The organism is Pseudomonas sp. XWY-1 (genome assembly GCF_002953115.1).
Classification (GTDB): Bacteria; Pseudomonadota; Gammaproteobacteria; order Pseudomonadales; family Pseudomonadaceae; genus Aquipseudomonas; species Aquipseudomonas alloputida.
The window spans coordinates 597422-618328 of sequence record NZ_CP026332.1; the positions used below are offsets into that span (position 1 = coordinate 597422).

At 64.1% G+C, this 20907-nt stretch carries 17 protein-coding genes; 4 read left to right on the forward strand and 13 right to left on the reverse strand.

Annotated elements, in window-relative coordinates; genetic code table 11:
- The first annotated feature begins 52 nt into the window (after positions 1–52).
- From mpl to PRJ_RS02835, 3 genes are read left to right on the forward strand one after another with little or no spacing between them, the layout of a single operon-like run.
- Positions 53–1402 (forward strand): UDP-N-acetylmuramate:L-alanyl-gamma-D-glutamyl-meso-diaminopimelate ligase, encoded by a 1350-nt coding sequence (gene mpl, locus PRJ_RS02825; protein ID WP_104960713.1) that lies wholly within the window; start codon positions 53–55, stop codon positions 1400–1402.
- Positions 1399–2028, forward strand: coding sequence for a flavin prenyltransferase UbiX (gene ubiX, locus PRJ_RS02830; RefSeq protein WP_013970698.1), 630 nt, complete (start codon positions 1399–1401; stop codon positions 2026–2028). Before mpl ends, ubiX begins: the two co-directional genes overlap by 4 nt.
- Positions 2025–2312, forward strand: coding sequence for a YceK/YidQ family lipoprotein (locus PRJ_RS02835; RefSeq protein WP_003255347.1), 288 nt, complete (start codon positions 2025–2027; stop codon positions 2310–2312). The genes ubiX and PRJ_RS02835 overlap by 4 nt, the downstream gene beginning before the upstream one ends.
- A 107-nt stretch (positions 2313–2419) precedes the next feature.
- Here PRJ_RS02835 and PRJ_RS02840 read toward each other — a convergent pair whose 3' ends face one another.
- From PRJ_RS02840 to PRJ_RS02870, 7 genes are all read right to left on the reverse strand, one after another.
- Entirely contained in the window at positions 2420–3064 is a 645-nt protein-coding gene (locus PRJ_RS02840; RefSeq protein WP_104960714.1) for an oxidoreductase, read from the reverse strand.
- A gap of 27 nt (positions 3065–3091) precedes the next feature.
- Entirely contained in the window at positions 3092–4825 is a 1734-nt protein-coding gene (locus tag PRJ_RS02845; RefSeq protein ID WP_104960715.1) for a C13 family peptidase, read from the reverse strand.
- Positions 4826–5038: 213 nt separating this feature from the next.
- A complete protein-coding gene (locus PRJ_RS02850; RefSeq protein ID WP_223843612.1) occupies positions 5039–6103 on the reverse strand; it encodes a 2,3-butanediol dehydrogenase in 1065 nt (354 codons plus the stop codon).
- A 52-nt stretch (positions 6104–6155) separates the two neighbouring features.
- Positions 6156–7262: an acetoin dehydrogenase dihydrolipoyllysine-residue acetyltransferase subunit gene (locus PRJ_RS02855; protein WP_010951828.1), complete on the reverse strand. Its 1107-nt coding sequence runs from the start codon at positions 7260–7262 to the stop codon at positions 6156–6158.
- On the reverse strand, positions 7259–8281 hold the full coding sequence (locus PRJ_RS02860) for an alpha-ketoacid dehydrogenase subunit beta (RefSeq protein WP_010951829.1): 1023 nt from the start codon (positions 8279–8281) through the stop codon (positions 7259–7261). Before PRJ_RS02860 ends, PRJ_RS02855 begins: the two co-directional genes overlap by 4 nt.
- 33 nt (positions 8282–8314) lie before the next feature.
- Complete coding sequence (locus PRJ_RS02865) at positions 8315–9292, reverse strand: thiamine pyrophosphate-dependent dehydrogenase E1 component subunit alpha (RefSeq protein ID WP_010951830.1); 978 nt, start codon at positions 9290–9292, stop codon at positions 8315–8317.
- A 22-nt stretch (positions 9293–9314) separates the two neighbouring features.
- Entirely contained in the window at positions 9315–10370 is a 1056-nt protein-coding gene (locus PRJ_RS02870) for an ATP-NAD kinase family protein (protein WP_064492935.1), read from the reverse strand.
- 283 nt (positions 10371–10653) lie between these two features.
- On the opposite strand from PRJ_RS02870, the gene PRJ_RS02875 reads away from it, so the two are divergent.
- Entirely contained in the window at positions 10654–12507 is a 1854-nt protein-coding gene (locus PRJ_RS02875) for a sigma-54-dependent Fis family transcriptional regulator (protein WP_064492936.1), read from the forward strand.
- Positions 12508–12597: 90 nt separating this feature from the next.
- On the opposite strand, the gene accC is transcribed toward PRJ_RS02875, so the two are convergent.
- From accC to PRJ_RS02910, 6 genes are all read right to left on the reverse strand, one after another.
- Positions 12598–13953 carry an acetyl-CoA carboxylase biotin carboxylase subunit gene (gene accC, locus PRJ_RS02880; protein WP_003255333.1) on the reverse strand — a complete coding sequence of 452 codons (1356 nt, stop codon included), beginning with the start codon at positions 13951–13953 and terminating at the stop codon, positions 12598–12600.
- 17 nt (positions 13954–13970) lie between these two features.
- Complete coding sequence (accB, locus tag PRJ_RS02885) at positions 13971–14432, reverse strand: acetyl-CoA carboxylase biotin carboxyl carrier protein (protein WP_010951833.1); 462 nt, start codon at positions 14430–14432, stop codon at positions 13971–13973.
- Positions 14433–14531: 99 nt separating this feature from the next.
- Entirely contained in the window at positions 14532–14987 is a 456-nt protein-coding gene (aroQ, locus tag PRJ_RS02890; protein ID WP_010951834.1) for a type II 3-dehydroquinate dehydratase, read from the reverse strand.
- Positions 14988–15166: 179 nt separating this feature from the next.
- On the reverse strand, positions 15167–16939 hold the full coding sequence (locus tag PRJ_RS02895) for a protein-disulfide reductase DsbD (RefSeq protein WP_104960716.1): 1773 nt from the start codon (positions 16937–16939) through the stop codon (positions 15167–15169).
- Between the two features lie 188 nt (positions 16940–17127).
- Positions 17128–19089 carry a methyl-accepting chemotaxis protein gene (locus PRJ_RS02905; RefSeq protein ID WP_104886743.1) on the reverse strand — a complete coding sequence of 654 codons (1962 nt, stop codon included), beginning with the start codon at positions 19087–19089 and terminating at the stop codon, positions 17128–17130.
- A 244-nt stretch (positions 19090–19333) separates the two neighbouring features.
- On the reverse strand, positions 19334–20689 hold the full coding sequence (locus tag PRJ_RS02910; protein WP_104960717.1) for a diguanylate cyclase: 1356 nt from the start codon (positions 20687–20689) through the stop codon (positions 19334–19336).
- Between the last annotated feature and the right edge of the window lie 218 nt (positions 20690–20907).

The window sequence follows — 20907 nt, forward strand, 5'->3', positions numbered from 1 at the left end:
GCGATTTGTCGCGCCCTGGGCTACCCTGCCTCGATGTTTTGCGAGGTCGACCATGCATATTCACATTCTCGGTATTTGCGGCACTTTCATGGGTTCGCTGGCGGTGCTGGCCAAGGAACTTGGCCACCGCGTCACCGGCTCCGACGCCAACGTCTATCCCCCAATGAGCACCCAGCTCGAAGCCCAGGGTATCGAACTGACCCAAGGCTATGACCCGGCCCAGCTGGATCCGGCGCCAGACCTGGTGGTCATCGGCAACGCCATGTCGCGCGGCAACCCAGCGGTTGAATACGTGCTGAACAAGGGCCTGCCCTACGTCTCCGGCCCGCAGTGGCTGGCCGACCACGTGCTGCAAGGCCGCTGGGTGCTGGCCGTTGCCGGTACTCACGGCAAGACCACCACCAGCAGCATGCTGGCCTGGGTGCTGGAGCACGCCGGCATGAGCCCGGGCTTCCTGATTGGTGGCGTGCCGCAGAACTTCTCGGTGTCGGCCCGCTTGGGCGACACGCCGTTCTTTGTGGTGGAAGCCGACGAGTACGACAGCGCCTTCTTCGACAAGCGCTCGAAGTTCGTCCACTATCACCCGCGTACCGCGATCCTCAACAACCTTGAGTTCGATCACGCGGACATCTTCCCGGACCTGGCCTCGATCGAGCGGCAGTTCCACCACCTGGTGCGGACTATCCCCAGCGAAGGCCTGGTCATCCACCCGACCACCGAGCAAGCGCTGGAGCGTGTGATCGGCATGGGCTGCTGGACCCCTGTGCAAACCACCGGGGAGGGCGGCCAGTGGCAAGCCCGCCTGCTCAGCCCAGATGGCTCGCGCTTTGAAGTACTGTTCGAGGGCGAAGTGCAGGGTGTGGTGGACTGGGCGCTGACCGGCCAGCACAACGTCGCCAATGCCTTGGCCACCCTGGCAGCAGCGCGTCATGTAGGCGTGGTGCCGGCCATGGGCATCGACGGCCTGAATGCGTTCAAGAGCGTCAAGCGGCGCATGGAGAAGGTTGCCGAAGTTCAAGGTGTGACCATCTACGATGACTTCGCCCACCATCCGACGGCCATTGCCACCACGCTCGACGGCCTGCGCAAGCGGGTGGGGGAGGCACCTGTGATCGCGGTGATCGAGCCACGCTCCAACTCGATGAAACTCGGTGCCCATCGTGACGGCCTGCCAGAAAGCGTCAACGACGCCGACCAGGTGATCTGGTATGCGCCGGCCAACCTCGGCTGGGACCTGGCCGCCACCGCTGCGCAGTGCAAGGTACCCAGCGTGGTGGCCGACAGCCTCGAAGCGATCATCGAGCGGATCAAAGGCCAGGCTCGCCCAGGCACCCATGTGGTGATCATGAGCAACGGCGGCTTCGGCGGCCTGCACGGCAAGCTGGCCGAGGCGCTGAAGTGAGCGGGCCGGAACGCATCACCCTGGCCATGACGGGCGCCTCGGGTGCCCAGTATGGCCTTCGCCTGCTCGATTGCCTGGTACGCGAAGACCGCGAGGTGCACTTCCTGATTTCCAAGGCCGCACAGTTGGTGATGGCCACCGAGACGGATGTTGTGTTGCCGGCCAAGCCCCAGGCGATGCAGGCCTTCCTGACCGAATACACCGGCGCGGCCGACGGGCAGATCCGTGTGTATGGCAAGGAAGACTGGATGTCGCCGGTAGCCTCGGGCTCTGGCGCCCCGGCGGCAATGGTGGTGGTCCCCTGTTCCACTGGCACCTTGTCGGCCATCGCCACTGGCGCCTGCAACAACCTGATCGAGCGTGCTGCCGACGTTACCCTCAAGGAGCGTCGCCAGCTGATCCTGGTGCCACGCGAAGCGCCGTTCTCCACCATCCACCTGGAAAACATGCTCAAGCTGTCGCAAATGGGCGCGGTGATCTTGCCGGCGGCTCCGGGGTTCTATCACCAGCCGCAGACCATCGACGACCTGGTCGACTTTGTCGTGGCGCGTATCCTCAACCTGCTGAACATCCCCCAGGATATGTTGCCGCGTTGGGGCGAGCACCACTTCGGGGTGGATGATTGAAGCGAGCACTGGCGGGGTTGCTGGCGCTGGTGATGCTGGGTGGCTGCGCCACGGTGCGCACGCTGGATGCCAACAAGCCCGGCGCACCGGTGGTGTATGCCGGTACCCGGCTGGATTTGTATGTGATCAATGGCGGGTGTTGCCCGCGGGATCATTACGGGGCTGACGCTCCGGCGTATCCGCGCCTGGATCTGCCGGGGAGCATGTTGCTTGATACCCTGCTGCTGCCGTTGTCTTTGCTGACAGCGGCCGGCATAGGCTTCCAGGCTAGCGGCGGCCTGTGATGGCCTCTTCGCCGGCACGCCCATTCCTACTGGTGAGTAGTCACTGGAAGATTATGGAGACCCTGTGGGAGCGGGCGTGCCCGCGAAGAGGCCAGCACAAGCGAAGCCTAGATCCTGCCCAGCTTGCGCAACTCATCCGACTCCACAACCCGCACGCCGTCTTCTTCTTCCAGCGCCAGCCGCCACAGCGCCCGCGCCAGGGTACAAGCCTCGATTCCCCGGTATTTCCCGGGTATGAACCGGGAAAACGGTGCAACTAGCTGTTCAGTCAGCCGTGGCTCCAGCCGCTCGCCCAGCAGGAACGAGGGCCGCACGATGGTCAGCTGTGGCCAGTCCTGAGCCTTGAGCGCTTCTTCCATCTCGCCCTTGACCCGGTTATAGAAAATTGACGACTTAGGATCGGCGCCCACTGCACTGATCACCAGCAGATGCCGTGCGCCCATTTCCCGGGCACGCTTGCTGAAGGCGACCACCATGTCCAGATCCACTGCGCGGAAAGCCGATTCGGAACCCGCCTGCTTCAGCGTGGTGCCCAGGCAGCAATAGGCGATGTCGACCCGCCCGGCCAGTTGCGGAAGGAATACCGCCGGGTCGCCCACCGGGTTTTCCAGGTGCGGGTGCTCGGCCAATGGCCGGCGTGTAGGCGCCAGGACACGGGTGATGGTGGGCTCGTTGAGCAGGCGGTCTAGCAGGTGTTCACCGGTCAGGCCGGTGGCTCCGGCAAGCAGGACATGCTGAGGCGTCAAGTACATGATGTCTCTCCCTTGTTACACACAAGTCTAGTGAGTGCCGGGCATTTTTTCCTGTTCCCTCACGTTGGCCTGTGTGGCGTTACGCAACGCTTCTTCGGCTTGTTGCTGACGCAGCTGGTGCCAGTGCTCAAGCACGGCCGGCGGTGCCCACAGCTGCGGCTCGGAGGCCTCGAAGCCTTCCCTTTGTTCTCTTTCGGCAACGCTGGCACGTGCCAGTTCAAACGCCTGTTTCAGGTCGTCGGTCTGGTTCAGCGCTTCAGCGAACAGGGCATCGCCAAAGTAGGTGAAGTCGGCTTCCTCCGAGCAACCGAAGGAGACGCGGTCGGCCCGGGCAGCGGTCATGATGAGCGTGCGTTCGTCTTTGAGCGGAGCGATATAGCCCCCTGAATAGCAGGCGGAGATGACGATGACCTTGTCGCGATCCTTCAGCGGCGCCAAGGCAGTGGCCAGCTCGTCAGCGGCCAGGTCGGCCAGTTGCAGGCGGGGCTGGTCGAGCACCAGCTGGTGGTCCTGGCTGCCATGGCTGGTGAGGTAGATGAACACCAGGTCTTCGGGGCCGCTGCGCTCTGCCAGGGTGGCGGCAGCGCGGGAGAGGTTTTCGCGTGTGGCCATGGGGCGTGTGGCCATGTGGTCGCGGTGGTTGACCAGGGTCACTTGGCCACGGGCGCCAAAGCGCACCTTTAGCATGTTGCTTACGTAGTCGGCTTCGCGCAGGAATACGCTTTGCTGGCCATCGCCGGCCACTACCAGGCTATACAGCTGGATCGGTGGCGCCGAGCGAGGTAGCCGAGCCAGCGCCTCGTCCAGCAGCCGGCCCTGGTTGAGCAACGCCAGGTCCAGTGGGTCTGGCAGCAGCTTGCCATTCTGGTCGCGCACGCGCACGCCGTTGGCCCATGTTCCGCTTTCGACCTTGCCACTGGGCAGAATCAGCCGCCCATGGCCATGGTAGGCATCGTTCAAGAAACCGCCGATGTACTTGCTGCCGTCGGCCAGTTGCAGGCTGCCCTGGCCCGACAGACGCCAGTCGGCGAACTCACCCTTGTAGTGGCTGCCATCGCTGCCCAGCAACTCGCCTTCGCCGATCAGCGAGCCGTCCTTGAATTCACCGATCCACACGTCGCCATCAGCATTTTCGTAGCGGCCTCGGCCCTCCAGACGGTTGTCCTTGAATTCGCCGATGTACTGCTCGCCATCAACGCTGTCGTAGGTGCCGGCGCCTTGTAGCTGGCCGTTGACGAAGTGGCCGCTGAACTGGTTGCCGCTGGCATCGCTGCGCACCCCGGCGCCGTTAGGCTTGCCCTTGGCGAACAGGCCTTGGTAGCGACTGCCGTCGGCCAGTTCCAGTTGGCCTGCACCGTCGTACAGGTCGTCCTTGAACTGACCGCGGTATGTCTGGTCGGCTTGCTTGAGGGTGCCCTCGCCGTCGCGGCGGCCGTGGCGGAAGGTGCCGCTATAGTGGCTGCCTGGGGTGATCAGGTCACCCAGGCCCTGAAACAGCCCCTCGGCGAACTGGCCACGGTAGACCTCGCCGTTCTGCCCATGCCATTCGCCCTGGCCGTGCCACTGGCCATCCTTGAAGCTGCCGGCGTACCAGCTGCCGTTGGGGTAGTCGATCCGGCCCTCACCCTGCAGCAGGCCATCGACCACCTGCCCCCGGTAACGCCCACCGTCAGGCAGCCGTGCGTCGGGCGGGAGCAGCGATTCGCCATCGCCACAGGCGGCGAGCAGCAGGACCAGGGTAATGGGGAGCAGTGGACGCATGGCGAGGACCGGGCAATAGGTCTGCCGAGTATGACGCAGAATGGGATCCTGAGACAGCGAGCCCCTGTGCCAGCGCACAGCCTTTGAACCTTGCGCGTACCCTGTAGGAGCGGCTTCAGCCGCGAACACCGGCAAAGCCGGTGCCCTCCACTGTGTTGCATTGTTCGCAGGCCCACCCGCTCCCACAGGTGCCACGTTGCCTTCAAGGTGCAATCAGCGCACACCTGGTGAAACGATGATCTTCACGTTCTCCTCTTTGTTGTTCACCAGTTCCTCGAAGCCAAGTTCGACAATCTGCTCCAATCCGATCCGGCCGGTTACCAGCGGGCGAATATCCAGCCGACCATCAGCAATGAAGGCAATCACGTCGGCAAACTCGCCGTTGTACGCCAACGCCCCCAGCACTTGCTTCTCGGTGGACACCAGCTCGAAGAAGTTGAACTCGCTGGGCTCTTCGAAAATACCCACCAGCACGCATTTGCCCGCCTTGCGGATGGTGTCGATGGCCAGCTTGGCCGTATGTTTGTTGCCGATGCACTCAAAACTCACATCGGCGCCCAGCCCTGCAGTCAGTGCGCGGATTTCCGCCAGGGCATCGCACTGGCTGGGGTCCAGCACCACGTTGGCGCCTACCTCTTTGGCTTTGGCTTTGCGTGCTGAGGACATTTCCAGGGCGATAACCTGCGCTGCGCCCGCGGCTTTGGCACACATGATGGTGCAAAGGCCGATGGTGCCGGCCCCCACCACTACAACGGTTTGCCCAAGCAGGCTGCCGGCCTTTTTCACCGCGTGCATACCCACCGCCAGCGGTTCGATCAGTGCCCCGGCTTCGGCAGGGAAGCCCTGCGGCAGCCGGTAGAGCAGGTTGGCGGGCACGTTGACCAGCTCGGCGAAGGCACCGTTGTTCATCAGGCCGGTGAACGCCAGGCGTTCGCAGATGTTGTACAGGCCATGGGTGCAGTAATAGCAGGTGCCGCAATGCTGGCAGGCGTCTGCCGCCACCGGGTCGCCTACGGCATAGCCTTCCACGCCTTCGCCAAGCTTGGCGATGTGGCCGCAGAATTCATGGCCGAGGATGCACTGGCCCTGAATGCCGGTCAGCGGGTGCGGGGCCTCTACCGGGATAAACACCGGGCCGGCAACATATTCGTGCAGGTCGGAGCCGCAGATGCCGCACCAGTCCACCTTGATCTGCACCCAGCCAGGCGCAGGGTCGGCCGGCAAAGGTACCTGTTCGACACGAATATCGTGGCGGCCATGCCAGACGGCCGCGCGCATGTGGGTGTGGCTCAGGTCATTCATTGTTGTTCTCCAGGCTCACGAAAAGGGCTTAGTGCTTGCGCAGGAATGCGAGCAGTTGCTGGTTGACCTGTTCGGCCGCCTCCATCTGCACCATGTGGCCGGCCTCTGGCAGCACCTGTACTTCGGCTTCCAGGCCCTCGGCATGGCTGGCCGGGATGATCGCATCCTTGCCACCCCACACCACCAGTGCCGGGTGATTGCCAAGTACTCCGCGCAAGTCGTGGCGCTGCCGGTCGCCGTCGGCGAGCGCCCCTGCCAGTTGCTGCAGGGCCTGGTCCACACCTTCCAGGCGCTTGAACTTGAGCATGTCCTCCAGCATTTGCCGGGTGACCAGCGCCGGGTCGGCAAACAGTTGCACCATCTGCGGTTTGAGTGCATTGCGGTTGGCCGCGGTGACGAAACCTTGCAAGTACTGCCCGTTGATCGCTTCGCCCAGACCGGCGCTGGCCACCAGGCTCAGGCTGGCCACCCGCTGCGGGGCCAGGCGCGCCACATTGAGGCTGACGGCACCACCCATGGAATGGCCGGCCAGGTGAGCCTTGGCAATGTCCAGGTGGTCGAGCAGGGCGAGCACGGTTTCGCTGAGCTCATCCAGGTCGCCCCGCTGCAGGGCCTTGGCCGACTCGCCGTGACCCGGCAGGTCGAGGGCGATGACCCGCCGCTCGGCAGCCAGCGCCGGGTGGTTGAACAGCCAGTTGTTGAGGTCACCGCCAAAGCCGTGCACCAGCACCAGCGGTGTGCCGCCTTCACCCAGCTCGAACCAGCGCAGCAGGCGCCCGCCTACTTCCGCCTTCTGAGGGGCCGGCCCTTGGCTCTGGTCGGCGCCGCCTTCGGCGACGAACTCGGCCTGGAAGCGCTGTACCACGGCATCGATCTCGGCCTCCTCTGCTTCGCCTTCGACCACCACCGCCAGCAGTGCGCCGACGGGCAGGGTTTCATCCGGCTTGGCTACCTGGCGGCGTAGCACGCCGCTGAAAGGCGCTTCGACGCTGCTGCTGATCTTGTCGGTCTCGACGTCCAGCACCTCGTCGCCCTTGCTGATTTCGTCACCTTCCTGCTTGAGCCAGGTGTCCACCCGGCCCTCGGTCATCGACAGGCCCCACTTGGGCATGGTCAGGGTATGGATCTGGCTCATGCGGCACTCCTTGCGGCTTCGATCACCTTGCGCACGGCGGCTTCGATCTTCGCCGCGTCAGGGATGTACAGGTCTTCCAGGGCGTCGGAGAACGGCACCGGGGTATGCGGCGCGGTGACCATTTCGATCGGTCCCTTGAGTGCGCCAAAAGCCTTCTGTGCCACCAGCGCGCTGATGTCGGTGGCCATCGAGCAGCGCGGGTTGGCTTCATCGATCACCACCAGGCGGCCGGTCTTCTCCACACTTTCCAGAATGCTGTCCTCGTCCAGCGGGCTGGTAGTGCGCAAGTCCAGTACCTCGCAGTCGATGCCCTGGCGGGCCAGGTTGTTGGCGGCCTCCAGCGCCACATGCACCATGCGCCCGTAGGTAACGAGGGTCACGTCGTCGCCATCGCGCAAGAAGTTGGCTTCGCCGAACGGTACGGTGTACACCTCTTCCGGCACCTCGCCCTGCATGCTGTACAGCAACTTGTGTTCGCAGAAGATCACCGGGTCGTTGTCGCGGATCGCCTGGATCAACAGGCCCTTGGCATCGTAAGGCGAGGATGGGCACACCACTTTCAGGCCGGGGATGTGCGTCCATAGCGAGGTGAGCATCTGCGAGTGCTGGGCGGCTGCGCGCAGGCCGGCGCCATACATGGTGCGCATCACCAGCGGGGTTACTGCCTTGCCGCCGAACATGTAGCGGAACTTGGCGGCCTGGTTGAGGATCTGGTCCAGGCAGCAGCCGGCGAAGTCGACGAACATCAGTTCGCACACTGGGCGCAGGCCCTGGGTGGCGGCACCGACGGCCGCGCCGACGTAGCCGATTTCCGACAGCGGCGCGTCAAGCACGCGGCCGGGGAATTGGTGATACAGGCCTTTGGTCACGCCCAACACGCCACCCCAGGCGTCATCCTCGCCGGGCGCACCGGCGCCGCCGGCGACGTCTTCGCCAATGATGAACACTGTGCTGTCGCGACGCATTTCCTGGGCCAGGGCTTCGTTGATGGCCTGCTGGTAGCTGATCTTTCTTGCCATGGTGGTTCTCCTGTTGTTCTTGTAATCCGCGGCTCAGGGGTAGGCGACGTAGACGTCGGTGAGCAGGTCGGCGGGCTGTGGCTTGGGATCGGATTTGGCGCGGCGAACGGCGTCTTCGATCAGGTCCTCGACGCGGGCGTCGATGGCGTCCAGTTGCTCGGCCGTGAGCAGGCCGGCGCGGGTGGTCTTGTTGCGAAATTGCATGAGGCAGTCGCGGGATTCGCGCAGGTTCTTCACTTCATCAGGGGCGCGGTAGGTTTGCGCATCGCCTTCGAAATGGCCGTAGTAACGGCTGAGCTTGACCTCGATCAGCGACGGCCCTTGCCCGGAGCGGGCGCGCTCGATAGCAGCGCCGGCGGCCTCGTATACGGCAAAGAAGTCAAAGCCGTCGATGGTGACGCCTGGCATGCCGAAGCCGGCAGCGCGGTCGGCAATGTGGTCGCAGGCTACGGACCAGTTGGAGGCAGTGGCCTCGGCGTAGCCGTTGTTCTCGGCCACGAAGATGCAGGGCAGGTTCATGATCGACGCCATGTTCATGGCCTCGAACACGGCGCCCTCGTTGGATGCCCCATCGCCGAAGAAGGCTACCGACACGTCATCGCGGCCCTTGAGCTTGGCCGCCAGCGCCGCCCCGGCCACCAGTGGTGCGCCGGCGCCGACGATCCCGTTGGCACCGAGCATGCCCTTTTCCAGGTCGGCAATGTGCATCGAGCCGCCTTTGCCACCGCACACGCCGGTCTTCTTGCCGTAGATCTCGGCCATCATGCCGTACACGTCCACGCCTTTGGCGATGCAGTGGCCATGGCCGCGGTGGGTCGAGGCGATGCAGTCGCTGTCGCGCAAGTGGGCCATGACCCCGGCGGCAGAGGCTTCTTCGCCGGCATACAGGTGGACGAAGCCGGGAATTTCGCCGGTGGCGAACTCCACATGCAGGCGTTCTTCGAAGGCGCGGATGGTCCGCATGACTTCATAGGCATGCAGCAGTTGTTCAGTACTGAGTTGATTGGACATCTTGTTGTTCTCCGGGGTTGTCTCAACACGGGTTTGCAGGGTGCAGCCGGTGGCCGCGCGGGACGGCCAGCAGGTGGTGGAGGGCGGCATGCGCCAGCACGGCCTCGACGTCCACGCTGAGTGGGCCTTGGTGGTCGAGGGTGATGGTGGGGGTGTCATGCTCGGCAAATTCGATTTCGCGTTCGCCATCCAGCGCCAAGGTGCCGCTGGCCAGGCTCAGGCGTTGGGCGACGCCGGGTGTCAGCGGACCGCAGGCAGTGATGCCGCAGGCTTGCAGCAGCCCGGGCGCCAACGGCGCCAACAGCGCCTGTTCGGCGTCGGGGGCAAGGCGTACCCAGGCGCCGTGCGGATCTTGCCGTGACACCGGGCACCACAGACCGCACAGGGCCGACAGGCCGATGGCGTGGGGCTCGGCGAAGCAGGCGAAGACTTCGCAGAGGTCCTCGCTGCGGCTGAGTGCACGGGCACCGATGAAGCGCTGCGGCGACACGGCCACCTCGACCAAGGCCCACTCGGCCAGCTGTTGTTCCGGCACGTTCACCAGTAAGCGTTTGTTGCGGCGCAAGCCGATGCTGGCCGGTACCCGACCACTGGCAAGCAGGCCACCGGCCAGGCCTGCGCTGGTGGCTTCACGAAGTTCGGGGAAGGCGTTATTGGTGCCGGTGGACAGGGTCAGCAGCGGCACGTCACCGGCCTCGGCGGCGACCGCCTTGTGGGTGCCATCACCGCCCAGCACGGCGATCATCGCCACGCCGCGCTCGACCATGCGCCGGGTAGCCAGGCGGGTATCGGCCACGGTCTGGCTCAGTGGCAGGTCGAGGATCTCGATGGCCGGCCAGTGCTGGTCACGGGCCCCCGGGCCCTGGCTGGCCTTGAGCACTGCAGCAGCGATGCCGGTCATGTCGCTGGGCAACAACACCTGGCCAATGCCGGTGGCGCCGAAAGCGGCCAGCAGGCGCTGGATAGCCGAGGCCTTGTCGGTGCTCGAATAGAGCCCGGCATTGGCGGTCAGGCGGCGCAGGTCGCGGCCAGAGGCAGGGTTGGCAATGATCCCGACAATCGGGGCGGGTAGCGGCATGGCGCACCTCGTATTTTTGTTTGCAAGGGCAGGAGCAAGCGGGGTGCCAGCTTTCTTCGCAATAGCTGAAGTGCCCGGACTAGAGGGCTCTGGTCGTGTTCGGGGAGGTCTACACGGGTAGGGTGGCGAGACGCCGGGTGCCAGCGCCGGGCCTGCGTTGCCGAGACACTGAGACGCTGCGTCTCAAGCCAGCCGGTAATCACACAGTGCTTGTCGGGGCATGCCCAGAGGCGCTTAATGGCCGGACAACGATAAAAACAGTAACGAGAACCGGAGGGCCTGAATGCTTGCCGCGAACTCCCGAGCCCATGTGGACTGCGTCAGCAGGGTGTTGAAGAATGCCGACCGCCTGCCGCAGGCGCCGGTACCACCGCTGATCCTCGATTCATGGCGCCGCTCCATGGATGTGTACCGCCTCGACCCCGGTTCCCAGCAGGGGCCGCGTATCCTTTCCCAAAGCCTGCTCAACGAATGCCGCGAACGCGCCGAGCTGTTCCTGCGCATCGCCAGCGATGCCGTGGCGCGCTTGCATGAGCGGGTGCGCGGCGCTGACTACTGTGTGCTGCTTACCGATGCCCAGGGGCGCACCATCGATTACCGGGTCGAGTCGGCCATCCGCAACGACTGTCGCAAGGCCGGGCTGTATCTGGGAACCTGCTGGTCGGAAGGCGAGGAGGGCACATGCGGTGTGGCGGCGGTGCTGACCAGCAAGGCCCCGGTCACGGTGCACAAGCGCGATCACTTTCGCGCCGCCTTCATCGGCCTGACCTGCACAGCGGCGCCGGTGTTCGACCCGTTGGGCGAGTTGTTGGGCGTGGTCGATGTGTCGGCCTTGCAGTCGCCGGACGATCGGCGCAGCCAGCACCTGATCCGCCAGTTGGTCGAGCAAACGGCCCGCGAGATCGAAAACGCCTTCTTCATGCACAGCGCCCAAGGCCACTGGGTGATGCGCGCCCATGGTACGCCGGGCTATGTGGAGAGCCAGCCCGACTACCTGCTGGCCTGGGATGCCGATGGCCGCTTGCAGGCGATCAACAGCCTGGCGCGGCAACGCTTGGTGGAACGCCTGGGGCGCTTGCCCGAGCATATAGGCGAACTGTTCGACATCGACCAACTGCGCCGGGTGAGCGCGTCGTCCGCCCAGCGCCTGCCCGGTCTGGGTGGTTTGTATGGCCGGGTCAGTGCACCGCAGCAACGCCAGCGTGCGCAGCCTGTGCGCCAGGCCCAGGACACCCGTATCGAGCAACACCTGCGGCTGGCCACGCGGGTCAAGGACTGCAACCTGGCGGTGCTGGTACTGGGTGAGACCGGGGCCGGCAAGGAGGTATTCGCCCGCCAGCTGCACCAGCAAAGCCAGCGCTGTGATGGCCCGTTCGTTACCCTGAACTGCGCGGCCATTCCGGAAACCCTGATCGAGAGCGAGTTGTTCGGCTATGTGGCCGGGGCCTTCACCGGGGCTTCCAGTAAAGGCATGCAAGGGCTGTTGCAGCAGGCCGATGGCGGCACGCTGTTCCTCGACGAGATCGGGGACATGCCGCTGAACCTGCAGACCCGCCTGCTACGGGTGCTGGCGGAGGGGGAGGTGGCGCCGCTGGGGGCCGCGCGGCGGGAGCGGGTGGATATTCAGGTGATCTGTGCGACCCATCGCGATCTGGCGGCGATGGTGGAGGACGGGCGATTTCGTGAAGACTTGTACTTCCGCCTGGCCAATGCCCGTTTCGAGCTTCCCCCCTTGCGTGAGCGTGATGACCGGCTGGGGCTGATTCACCAGTTGCTGGCCGAAGAGGCGGCGGCCTGCGGGGTGGAGGTGGTGTTGGCGGATGACGCGCTGCAGGCGCTGCTGGTTTATCGCTGGCCGGGCAATTTGCGCCAGCTGCGGCAGGTGTTGCGGTATGCCTGTGCGGTGAGTGAGGGCGGGCAGGTGCGGCTGCAGGATCTGCCGCAGGAGGTGCGCGGTGAAGCGGTTGGCTCGGCTGAAAGCGGGGTGTCGTGCCCGGCCCGGCAGCTGTTGCTGGACGCGCTGATCCGCCATCGCTGGAAGCCGGCTGATGCGGCACGGGCTTTGGGCATTTCGCGGGCGACGCTTTATCGGCGAGTGCATGAGCACCGCATCGACATGCCGCGGATGAAGGGGTAGAGCCCTGGGGCCGCAACGCGGCCCCAGATTCTGGCAGGCAATGAAAAACCCCGGCACAGGGCCGGGGTTCTGGTACATCACACTACACGATCACTCCTGGTTGGCCAGTTTGTGCTCGAGGTAGTGAATGTTGACGCCGCCTTTGCAGAAGCCTTCATCACGCACCAGGTCGCGGTGCAGCGGGATGTTGGTCTTGATGCCGTCGACGACGATCTCGTCCAGGGCATTGCGCATGCGCGCCATGGCTTCGTCGCGGTCCTTGCCGTAGGTGATCAGCTTGCCGATCAGCGAGTCGTAGTTCGGCGGAACCGAATAACCGCTGTACAGGTGCGAATCGACGCGTACGCCGTTGCCGCCCGGGGCGTGGAAGTGCTTCACCTTGCCTGGGCTCGGGATGAACTTCTTCGGGTCTTCGGCGTTGATCCGGCACTCCAGCGAGTGGCCACGGATCACCACGTCTTCCTGGCGGAACGACAGCTTGTTGCCAGCGGCGATGCTCAGCATCTCCTTGACGATGTCGATGCCAGTGACCATCTCCGATACCGGGTGCTCAACCTGCACGCGGGTGTTCATCTCGATGAAGTAGAAGCGGCCGTTTTCGTACAGGAACTCGAAAGTACCGGCACCACGGTAGCCGATCTCGATGCACGCATCGACGCAGCGCTTGAACACTTCCTGACGGGCTTTCTCATCGATGCCCGGTGCTGGTGCTTCTTCCAGTACTTTCTGGTGACGGCGCTGCAGCGAGCAGTCGCGGTCGCCCAGGTGAATGGCGTTGCCCTGGCCGTCGGACAGTACCTGCACTTCCACGTGACGTGGGTTGGTCAGGAACTTCTCCAAGTAAACCATCGGGTTGCCGAAGGCAGCACCGGCTTCGGTACGGGTGAGCTTGGCCGAGGAAATCAGGTCCTCTTCCTTGTGCACCACGCGCATGCCGCGACCACCACCGCCACCGGCGGCCTTGATGATCACCGGGTAGCCGACGTCACGGGCAATCGCCAGGGCAACTTCTTCGTCTTCTGGCAGTGGGCCATCGGAGCCCGGTACGGTCGGTACGCCCGACTTGATCATCGCGTCCTTGGCCGAAACCTTGTCGCCCATCAGGCGAATGGTGTCGGCTTTCGGGCCGATGAAGGCGAAACCGGATTTTTCCACCTGTTCGGCGAAGTCGGCGTTTTCCGCCAGGAAGCCGTAACCCGGGTGAATCGCAGTGGCGCCAGTCACTTCGGCGGCAGCGATGATCGCCGGGATATGCAGGTAGGAATCCTTGGACGATGCAGGGCCGATGCAGACCGACTCGTCTGCCAGGCCCAGGTGCATCAGTTCACGGTCGGCAGTGGAGTGCACGGCGACGGTCTTGATACCCAGCTCTTTGCAGGCACGCAGGATCCGCAGGGCAATTTCCCCGCGGTTGGCGATCAGGACTTTTTCGAGCTTCCCAGACATCGTTGGCTCTCCGCGATTCAAACGATGGTGAACAGCGGCTGGTCGAACTCAACCGGCTGGCCGTCTTCTACCAGGATGGCGTCGATGACACCGCCAATATCGGCTTCGATGTGGTTCATCATCTTCATGGCTTCGACGATGCACAGGGTGTCGCCTTTCTTCACGGACTGGCCAACTTCAGCGAAGTTAGGCGAGGTCGGCGAAGGCTTGCGGTAGAAGGTACCTACCATTGGCGAACGGACCACGGTGCCTTTCAGGGCCGGGGCGGCAGCAGTGGCTTCGGCGGCTGGCGCAGCAGCGGCAACCGGCGCAGCGGCAGGGGCGGCGGCCATAGGCGCCGGTGCGTAGAACTGCTGGGCAGCTGGGGTCTTGCTGTGACGGCTGATACGGACCGACTCTTCGCCTTCCTTGATCTCCAGTTCGTCGATGCCAGACTCTTCCAGCAGCTCGATCAGTTTCTTGACTTTACGGATATCCATTAATCATCAACTCCCAAAGGTTCGGTCAGGGGGCGAAATACAAAAAACGTATCTGAAACGTTTCTCTCGAACCCCGGCCCACTTAGGCCAGGGTTTTCATCATTTGGGCTGTGCGTTGGCAGCCAGTTGTTCCAGCGCGGACTCCAGGGCCAGGCGATAACCGCTGGCGCCCAGACCGCAGATCACCCCTACGGCAACATCGGAAAAGTAGGAGTGGTGACGGAACGGTTCGCGTTTGTGCACGTTGGACAGGTGCACTTCGATGAATGGGATGCTCACCGCAAGCAATGCGTCACGTAATGCGACGCTTGTGTGGGTGAAAGCAGCCGGATTGATCAGGATGAAGTCCACACCCTCGTTGCGTGCGGCGTGAATGCGGTCGATCAGTTCGTATTCGGCATTGCTCTGCAGGTACAGCAGATGGTGGCCTGCGGCGCGGGCACGTTGCTCCAGGTCCTGGTTGATCTGAGCCAGGGTCACGGCGCCGTAGTGGCCTGGCTCGCGAGTACCGAGCAGGTTGAGGTTTGGGCCGTGGAGCACCAGTAGCGTTGCCATCTGCGGATTCCTTGGATTTGTAGGGCAATTCGACACAGCGCGGCGAGTGTGCCGTAAAGCAACGGCAAGTGTCCAGTTCCCGGCAATAGCCAGCACGATGTCCGAGGTTCGCGCGAAGTATGTGACCGGATAATTAAATCCGGTCACTCATTTCAGGATTTTTCCGAGCTCGCGGGAAGTTATAGACCGACTTTGCCGCGCACGCGCGTCAGAATCTGCGCGAATTCACCGGCATTTATCTCGCCAATCACCCGATCAGCGGTAATTTCGCTGCCGTTCGCAGCAAAAAACAGCAGGGCGGGTGGGCCGAACAGCTGATAGCGGTCGAGCAGCTTGCGTTGCTCGGCATTACTTTCGGTGATGTCGAACCGCAGCAGTTTGAAGCCGGCCAGCTGTGTTTGCACCTGCGGTGCATTGAGCACCTCATGCTCGATCACCTTGCAGCTGATGCACCAGTCGGCGTACCAGTCCAGCAGCACTGGCTGGCCGGCGGCCTTGGCTTGCGCCAGGGCTGCGTCCATGGCATCAGGTGTGGTGATGGTCTGCCAGGCATCGGCTTTTGCTGCCGGCAGGCCGCCGCTGGCGGCCAGTGACGCACCCGGCAGTGGGCGCAGTGGGTCGCCCTGGCCAGTGAGGGCGCCGTACCAGCAAGCCAGCGCGTACACCAGCAAGGCCAGACCGAGCAGTTGCGCCAGGCGCTGGGCCGTCGTCTTGACGACGAATTCCAGCGCACCGAGGAACAGTGCCACACCCGCAGCGAGGAAACCGACCAGCAGCAAGGTCGCAGGGCCCGGCAGTACACGGCTGAGCAAGCCGATGGCCAGCCCCAGCAGCAGTACGCCAATGGCGTTTTTTACCGTATTCATCCACGGGCCGCTTTTGGGCAGCCAGGCCGCGCCACCGGTGGCCACCAGCAGCAGCGGTGCACCCATGCCCAAACCCAGGGCGAACAGCTTTAGTGCGCCACCCAGGGCATCGCCGCTGGCGCTGATATAGAGCAAGGCACCGGCCAGGGGCGCCGATACACACGGAGAAACCAGCAAGCTGGAGAGCACACCGAGCACAGCTGCGCCCAGCAGCGAGCCGCCGCGGGTGTGGTTGGCGACGTTGTTCAGGCGGTTGCTCAGGGCCTGGGGCAGCCTCAGTTCGAAGAGGCCGAACATGGCCAGGGCGAACACTACGAAAAACAGCGCGAAAGGTACCAGCACCCAGGCCGACTGCAGGCGCGCCTGCAGGTTCAGGCTTGCGCCGAACAGGCCCATCAGTGCGCCGAGCACCGCGAAGCTGGCGGCCATTGGCAGCACGTAGGCCAGCGACAGCGCCAGGCCGCGCACGCCGCCAACCTGGCCGCGCAGCACGACACCGGAAAGGATCGGCAACATCGGCAGCACGCAGGGGGTGAAGGTCAGGCCGACCCCAGCGAGGAAGAACAGCAGCAGCGACTTCCAGTTCCAGCCGTGTTCGCGGGTGGCTGGCGTGTTTGCAACGCCTTCGCCATCGATACTCAGGCGTGCGGTTTCCGGCGGGTAGCACAAGCCCTTGTCGGCGCAACCCTGGTAGCCCACCAGCAGGGTGAAGGCGCGCGGGTCTTTACGTGGCAACTCGATATCGAGCACGCCGTGGTACACCTCGACGTCGCCGAAGAATTCATCGTGCTTGGCCTCACCCTTGGGGATGTTCGGTGTGCCCAGGGTGATATCGGCCGGTTCCGTGCGGAACTGGAAGCGGTGGCGGTAAAGGTAGTAGCCATCGGTGGCAACGAAGCGCAGCTTGATGGTTTGCGCATCGGCCTGGACCAGGTTGAGCTTGAAGGCCTCGTGTACCGGCAGGAAGTCGGCGTTGTTGGCCAGCGAAGCGGCGCCAAGGGTGGCGCTGGGGCGGTTGTCGAGCAGGCCTGTGGCGAAGGCCGGGCTGGCCAGCAGCAGGAACAGCATGAAAAACAGGCGGCGCATGGCGGACTCGCGAGGTGGAACGTGCCCGGCATGATAACGGATGCGCAGGAATAATTGGCCCGAAACAAACGTAGGAGCGGGTTTACCCGCGAAGCGCCGCGCGGGCGGCGCTCGATCTCCCAGACGCAACACATGTCACGTCAAACCCTCTTCAGCTGCTACACCTGTCCTGACGACCACCCGCCGACTCAGACCCTGAACGCTCGCACCGCCCGGTTCAGCTCACCGCCCAGGCTCAGCAGCTGTTCACCTTGTTCACGCCCCTCGCCAATGCGCTGCAGGTTGTCTTCACCCAGTTCGTGAATCCGCTCGCTGTGGTCACGAATCTCGCTCACCGCGCCACTCTGCTGTGCCGTGACATCGGCAATCCGCACCGCTGTATCGGAAATGGTGCGAATGGCACAGACAATCTCATCCAGCGCCCCATCCGCCGCCTGGGCTTGGTTGGCCGTGGCCTCGGCATGCTCCAGTTGCGCGCGCATCCCTGCCACCGAACTTCTGGCGGCCTGCTGCAGGCGGTCGATCAACGCCTGGATCTCGCCGGTAGCCCCCGTGGTGCGCTGAGCCAGTGAGCGCACCTCATCGGCGACCACGGCAAAGCCACGGCCCATCTCGCCGGCACGGGCCGCTTCGATCGCGGCATTCAGTGCCAGCAGGTTGGTCTGCTCGGCAATCGAGCGGATCACCGTCAGTACCCCGCCAATGGTGGCCGACTCTTCCGCCAATTGTTCGATCATGCGGGCGTTGCCTTGCACTTCATCGACCAGTTCACGCAAGCCCGACAGGCTCTGGCCGATTACCGCCTGGCCTTGTTCCACCGCACGCCCGGCATCGCGGCTGGCCTCGGCGGCTGCGCTGGCATCACCAGCCACTTGTTGAATGGTCGCTTCCAGCTCGCCCAAGGCATCGCGGATCTGCCCTGTATCGCCGGCCTGTCGCTCGGCGCCGCCGTGTAGCGCAGCGCTCATGCCGGCCAGGGCGTGGCTGCTGCCGGCCACCTGCTCGGCGTTATGGCGGATGGTGCCGACCAGCTCCACCAGGTACTGACGCAGGCGGTTGAGCGACTCCTGGATGTCGTGCAGTTCGCGGTTGGTCTTGCCCAGGGCGATGGCTTGGGCGAAGTCGCCCTCGGCCCAGCGTGACAGGGCCGGGGCCAGTCCGGTCAGGGTCCGGGCCAGGCGCCGTTGCAGCGTATCGATCAATAGGGCGATCAGCAGGATCAGGCCGATCATCAGGCCTTGGATGATGCGCACCTCGGCAGCGATTTTCGCATGCTGGCCGCGTACTTCGGGTTCCAGCGCGGCGATGGCCTGTTGTACGGCTTCCAGGCGCTGGCCGGTGGTGGCGGCCAGTTCGGCGCGGCGCTCGATCTGTTCACGGGTGCGTTGCAGTTCGGCCGGGTAGCGGTTGAGCAGGCTTTGCAATTCACGCTTGAGGCCCACGGCAATGTCTTCCTGCTGGGCGCTGCTCTGGGATTCCAGGCCCATCATCGCAGCGAAGTCGTCGGCTCCGGATTCGGCCGTGCGGGTTACGCCGAGCAGTGGCAGGCCGTCGACCGTCTGGGCCTGGGCGCGGATCAGTTGCAGCTCGCGCTCGACCTCGTCGGCCAGCTCTGGGCGGCCGCTGCTGACCAGCTTGTCGCGAGCCAATGACAGCCGCCCCAGATGCAGGGTGGCGTCGAGCAAGGGCAGCAAGTAGCGATTGGCCTCGGCGTTGCCACTGTCGCGGGCGTAGCTGGCCATCTGCTCGAAGTTCGCCCCCAGCTCCCGCTCGGCTTGCAGCAGCAGGGCTTGTGGGTCGCCGGCCAGCTTGCCGGCGGCCAGCAGTTCGTTGGCGGTGAAGGCCTGCAGGCTATCCAGGCTGGGGCGCAACTTCTCGGCCAGCTCTACCGGCCAGTCCGTCAGTGCGGCCTGCAACTGTTGGTTCGCCTCCATGGCGGCGGCCTGGCGCAGGGCGTCGCCGCTGCCCAGGTAAGCCTGGATATTGCGCGCCGCCTGGTTCTGGAACTGCTGGGACAGGCCCAGATAGCGCTCCATCAGCTGGTAGGGGCGCTCGAGGGCGCGCTGTGACCACCACAGGGTGGCGCCCAAGGCGATACACACGGTCACCAGCAACAGCGTGTTGAAATTGGTCAGCCACTTCAGGCGCATAGCCGCGAACTTCCTGCGCAGGGGAGAGGTAGGCGCCTGAAGTTATTGCGATTTTGTGACGGGGTGATGACGCCAGGGGCTTGGTGTCATAAAAAAAGTGGCACAGTGCCTCCATTGGTGTGGCCGGCACTGGCCTCTTCGCGGGCTTGCCCGCTCCCACAGGTTTACCTCCAGATTTGAGGTGTGTGAAATGCCTGGGGAAGCGGGCGAGTCTGTGAAGAAGCCGGCACAGTGAGTGCGAATTTCAGGGCTCTACACGAACGACGCAATTGCGCCCCGCATGCTTGGCCCGGTACAGCGCCTCGTCCGCTGCACTGGCCATGGTCAGTGCATCCAGCCCCTCATCCAGTTGCACCACCCCGGCACTGAAGGTGCACTGCAAATCCCGCGGCTGCGCCGGGTAGAGAATTTCGGCAAAGCGCCGGCGAATTTCGTCCAGTACCTTGTGTGCGGCATCCAGCGCGGTATTGGGCATGACGATGGCGAACTCCTCGCCACCGTAGCGGCCAATGAAGTCGGTCTTGCGCAAACGCTGCTTGAGGAATAGGGCAAGGCTCTTGATCACTCGGTCGCCCATGGGGTGGCCGTGGCGGTCGTTGATCTTCTTGAAGTGGTCGATGTCGAGCATGGCAAAGCTCAACGGCTGCTGCTCACGGCGGGCGCGGAAGCTGCAGTCTTCCAGCAGCTGCAGGATATGGGTGTGGTTGTACAGCCCGGTCAGGCTGTCGCGGACCATGCGCGCCTTCAAATGGCGGGCGCGGGCGGCGCGGTTGCGCACGGTAGTGATCAGGTGGCGTGAACGAAACGGCTTGGTCAAAAAGTCATCACCGCCTTCGCTCATGGCATCCAGTTGTTTGTCCAGGTCGTCCTCGGCAGACAGGTAGATGATCGGCACACTCACATAACGGTCACTGTGGCGGATTACCTTGGCCAGCTCCGGGCCGGTGCAGGCCGGCATGTACAGGTCGAGGATGATCAGGTCGGGCTGGAAGTCGGCAAGCTCGGCCATGGTGCGGATCGGGTCGGTCAGGCTGCGGGTGAGCATGCCGGCGCCGGCCAGTACACGCTCGGTGTACATGGCCTGGGTGCGCGAATCGTCGATGATCAGCACGCGCAACGGGTCGTGCGGGGCGGTGTTGGTCAGCAGTTCGACCTTTTCCAGCAAGCTGGAGGCTTCCAGGCTGCCGGTGAGAAAGTCCTGACCGCCGGCGCGTACTGCGGCAAGGCGGGTAGGGGTGTCGGCTTCGTGATGGCTGAAGAACAGCAACGGAATGGAGCGTGCCAGGCCCTGCTGCACCTGAGCGGCCAGCAGCAAGCCCAGGCCGGCGCCGGTGAAGTCGACATCCATGATGATGGCCGACGGCGGGTACTCGCTGATCGAGGCGAGAAACGCTGCGGCGCTGGGCAACGCTTGCACCACCAGACCAAAGAATTCCAGTTGCTGGGCCAGGCGCTGGGCGCGCTCGTGGTCCTGCAGCAGGATGTACACCGGTTTGCGCACGGGCAGCAGCAGTTGGTCGAGCGGGTCGTCCTTGCGCAGGCCGTTACGCGTCAACTGTTGGACGGGGCACTGCGGGGTAGGCTCGACTGCTTGGCTCATGTCCTGGCTACTTATAGGTTGGGATGTGCAGGGGCAATGATGGCTCTATGCTAGCAGCTCTTTTCACGTGCGTGAGTGCCCTGCGTCAACAAAGCGGGCAGAACGAATATTCAGTTGCTGACTGAATGGTCGCTTATGCGTACGGTGGTGTCTGCTTTATAGTGCAGCCATTCGGGCTTCCCGTGGCACGCTAGCGCAGGCCTGTGGTCAAAGCCCCT

Bases quoted from the DNA above. Each gene is read 5' to 3' on its own strand.
- PRJ_RS02865 (WP_010951830.1), bottom strand. From the start codon at position 9,292: ATGTCCAATCAACTCAGTACTGAACAACTGCTGCATGCCTATGAAGTC.
- PRJ_RS02870 (WP_064492935.1), bottom strand. From the start codon at position 10,370: ATGCCGCTACCCGCCCCGATTGTCGGGATCATTGCCAACCCTGCCTCT.
- PRJ_RS02875 (WP_064492936.1), top strand. From the start codon at position 10,654: ATGCTTGCCGCGAACTCCCGAGCCCATGTGGACTGCGTCAGCAGGGTG.
- mpl (WP_104960713.1), top strand. From the start codon at position 53: ATGCATATTCACATTCTCGGTATTTGCGGCACTTTCATGGGTTCGCTG.
- PRJ_RS02855 (WP_010951828.1), bottom strand. From the start codon at position 7,262: ATGAGCCAGATCCATACCCTGACCATGCCCAAGTGGGGCCTGTCGATG.
- aroQ (WP_010951834.1), bottom strand. From the start codon at position 14,987: ATGGCAACGCTACTGGTGCTCCACGGCCCAAACCTCAACCTGCTCGGT.
- accB (WP_010951833.1), bottom strand. From the start codon at position 14,432: ATGGATATCCGTAAAGTCAAGAAACTGATCGAGCTGCTGGAAGAGTCT.
- PRJ_RS02905 (WP_104886743.1), bottom strand. From the start codon at position 19,089: ATGCGCCTGAAGTGGCTGACCAATTTCAACACGCTGTTGCTGGTGACC.
- PRJ_RS02895 (WP_104960716.1), bottom strand. From the start codon at position 16,939: ATGCGCCGCCTGTTTTTCATGCTGTTCCTGCTGCTGGCCAGCCCGGCC.
- PRJ_RS02850 (WP_223843612.1), bottom strand. From the start codon at position 6,103: ATGCGCGCGGCCGTCTGGCATGGCCGCCACGATATTCGTGTCGAACAG.
- PRJ_RS02860 (WP_010951829.1), bottom strand. From the start codon at position 8,281: ATGGCAAGAAAGATCAGCTACCAGCAGGCCATCAACGAAGCCCTGGCC.
- PRJ_RS02910 (WP_104960717.1), bottom strand. From the start codon at position 20,689: ATGAGCCAAGCAGTCGAGCCTACCCCGCAGTGCCCCGTCCAACAGTTG.
- accC (WP_003255333.1), bottom strand. From the start codon at position 13,953: ATGTCTGGGAAGCTCGAAAAAGTCCTGATCGCCAACCGCGGGGAAATT.
- PRJ_RS02845 (WP_104960715.1), bottom strand. From the start codon at position 4,825: ATGCGTCCACTGCTCCCCATTACCCTGGTCCTGCTGCTCGCCGCCTGT.
- PRJ_RS02840 (WP_104960714.1), bottom strand. From the start codon at position 3,064: ATGTACTTGACGCCTCAGCATGTCCTGCTTGCCGGAGCCACCGGCCTG.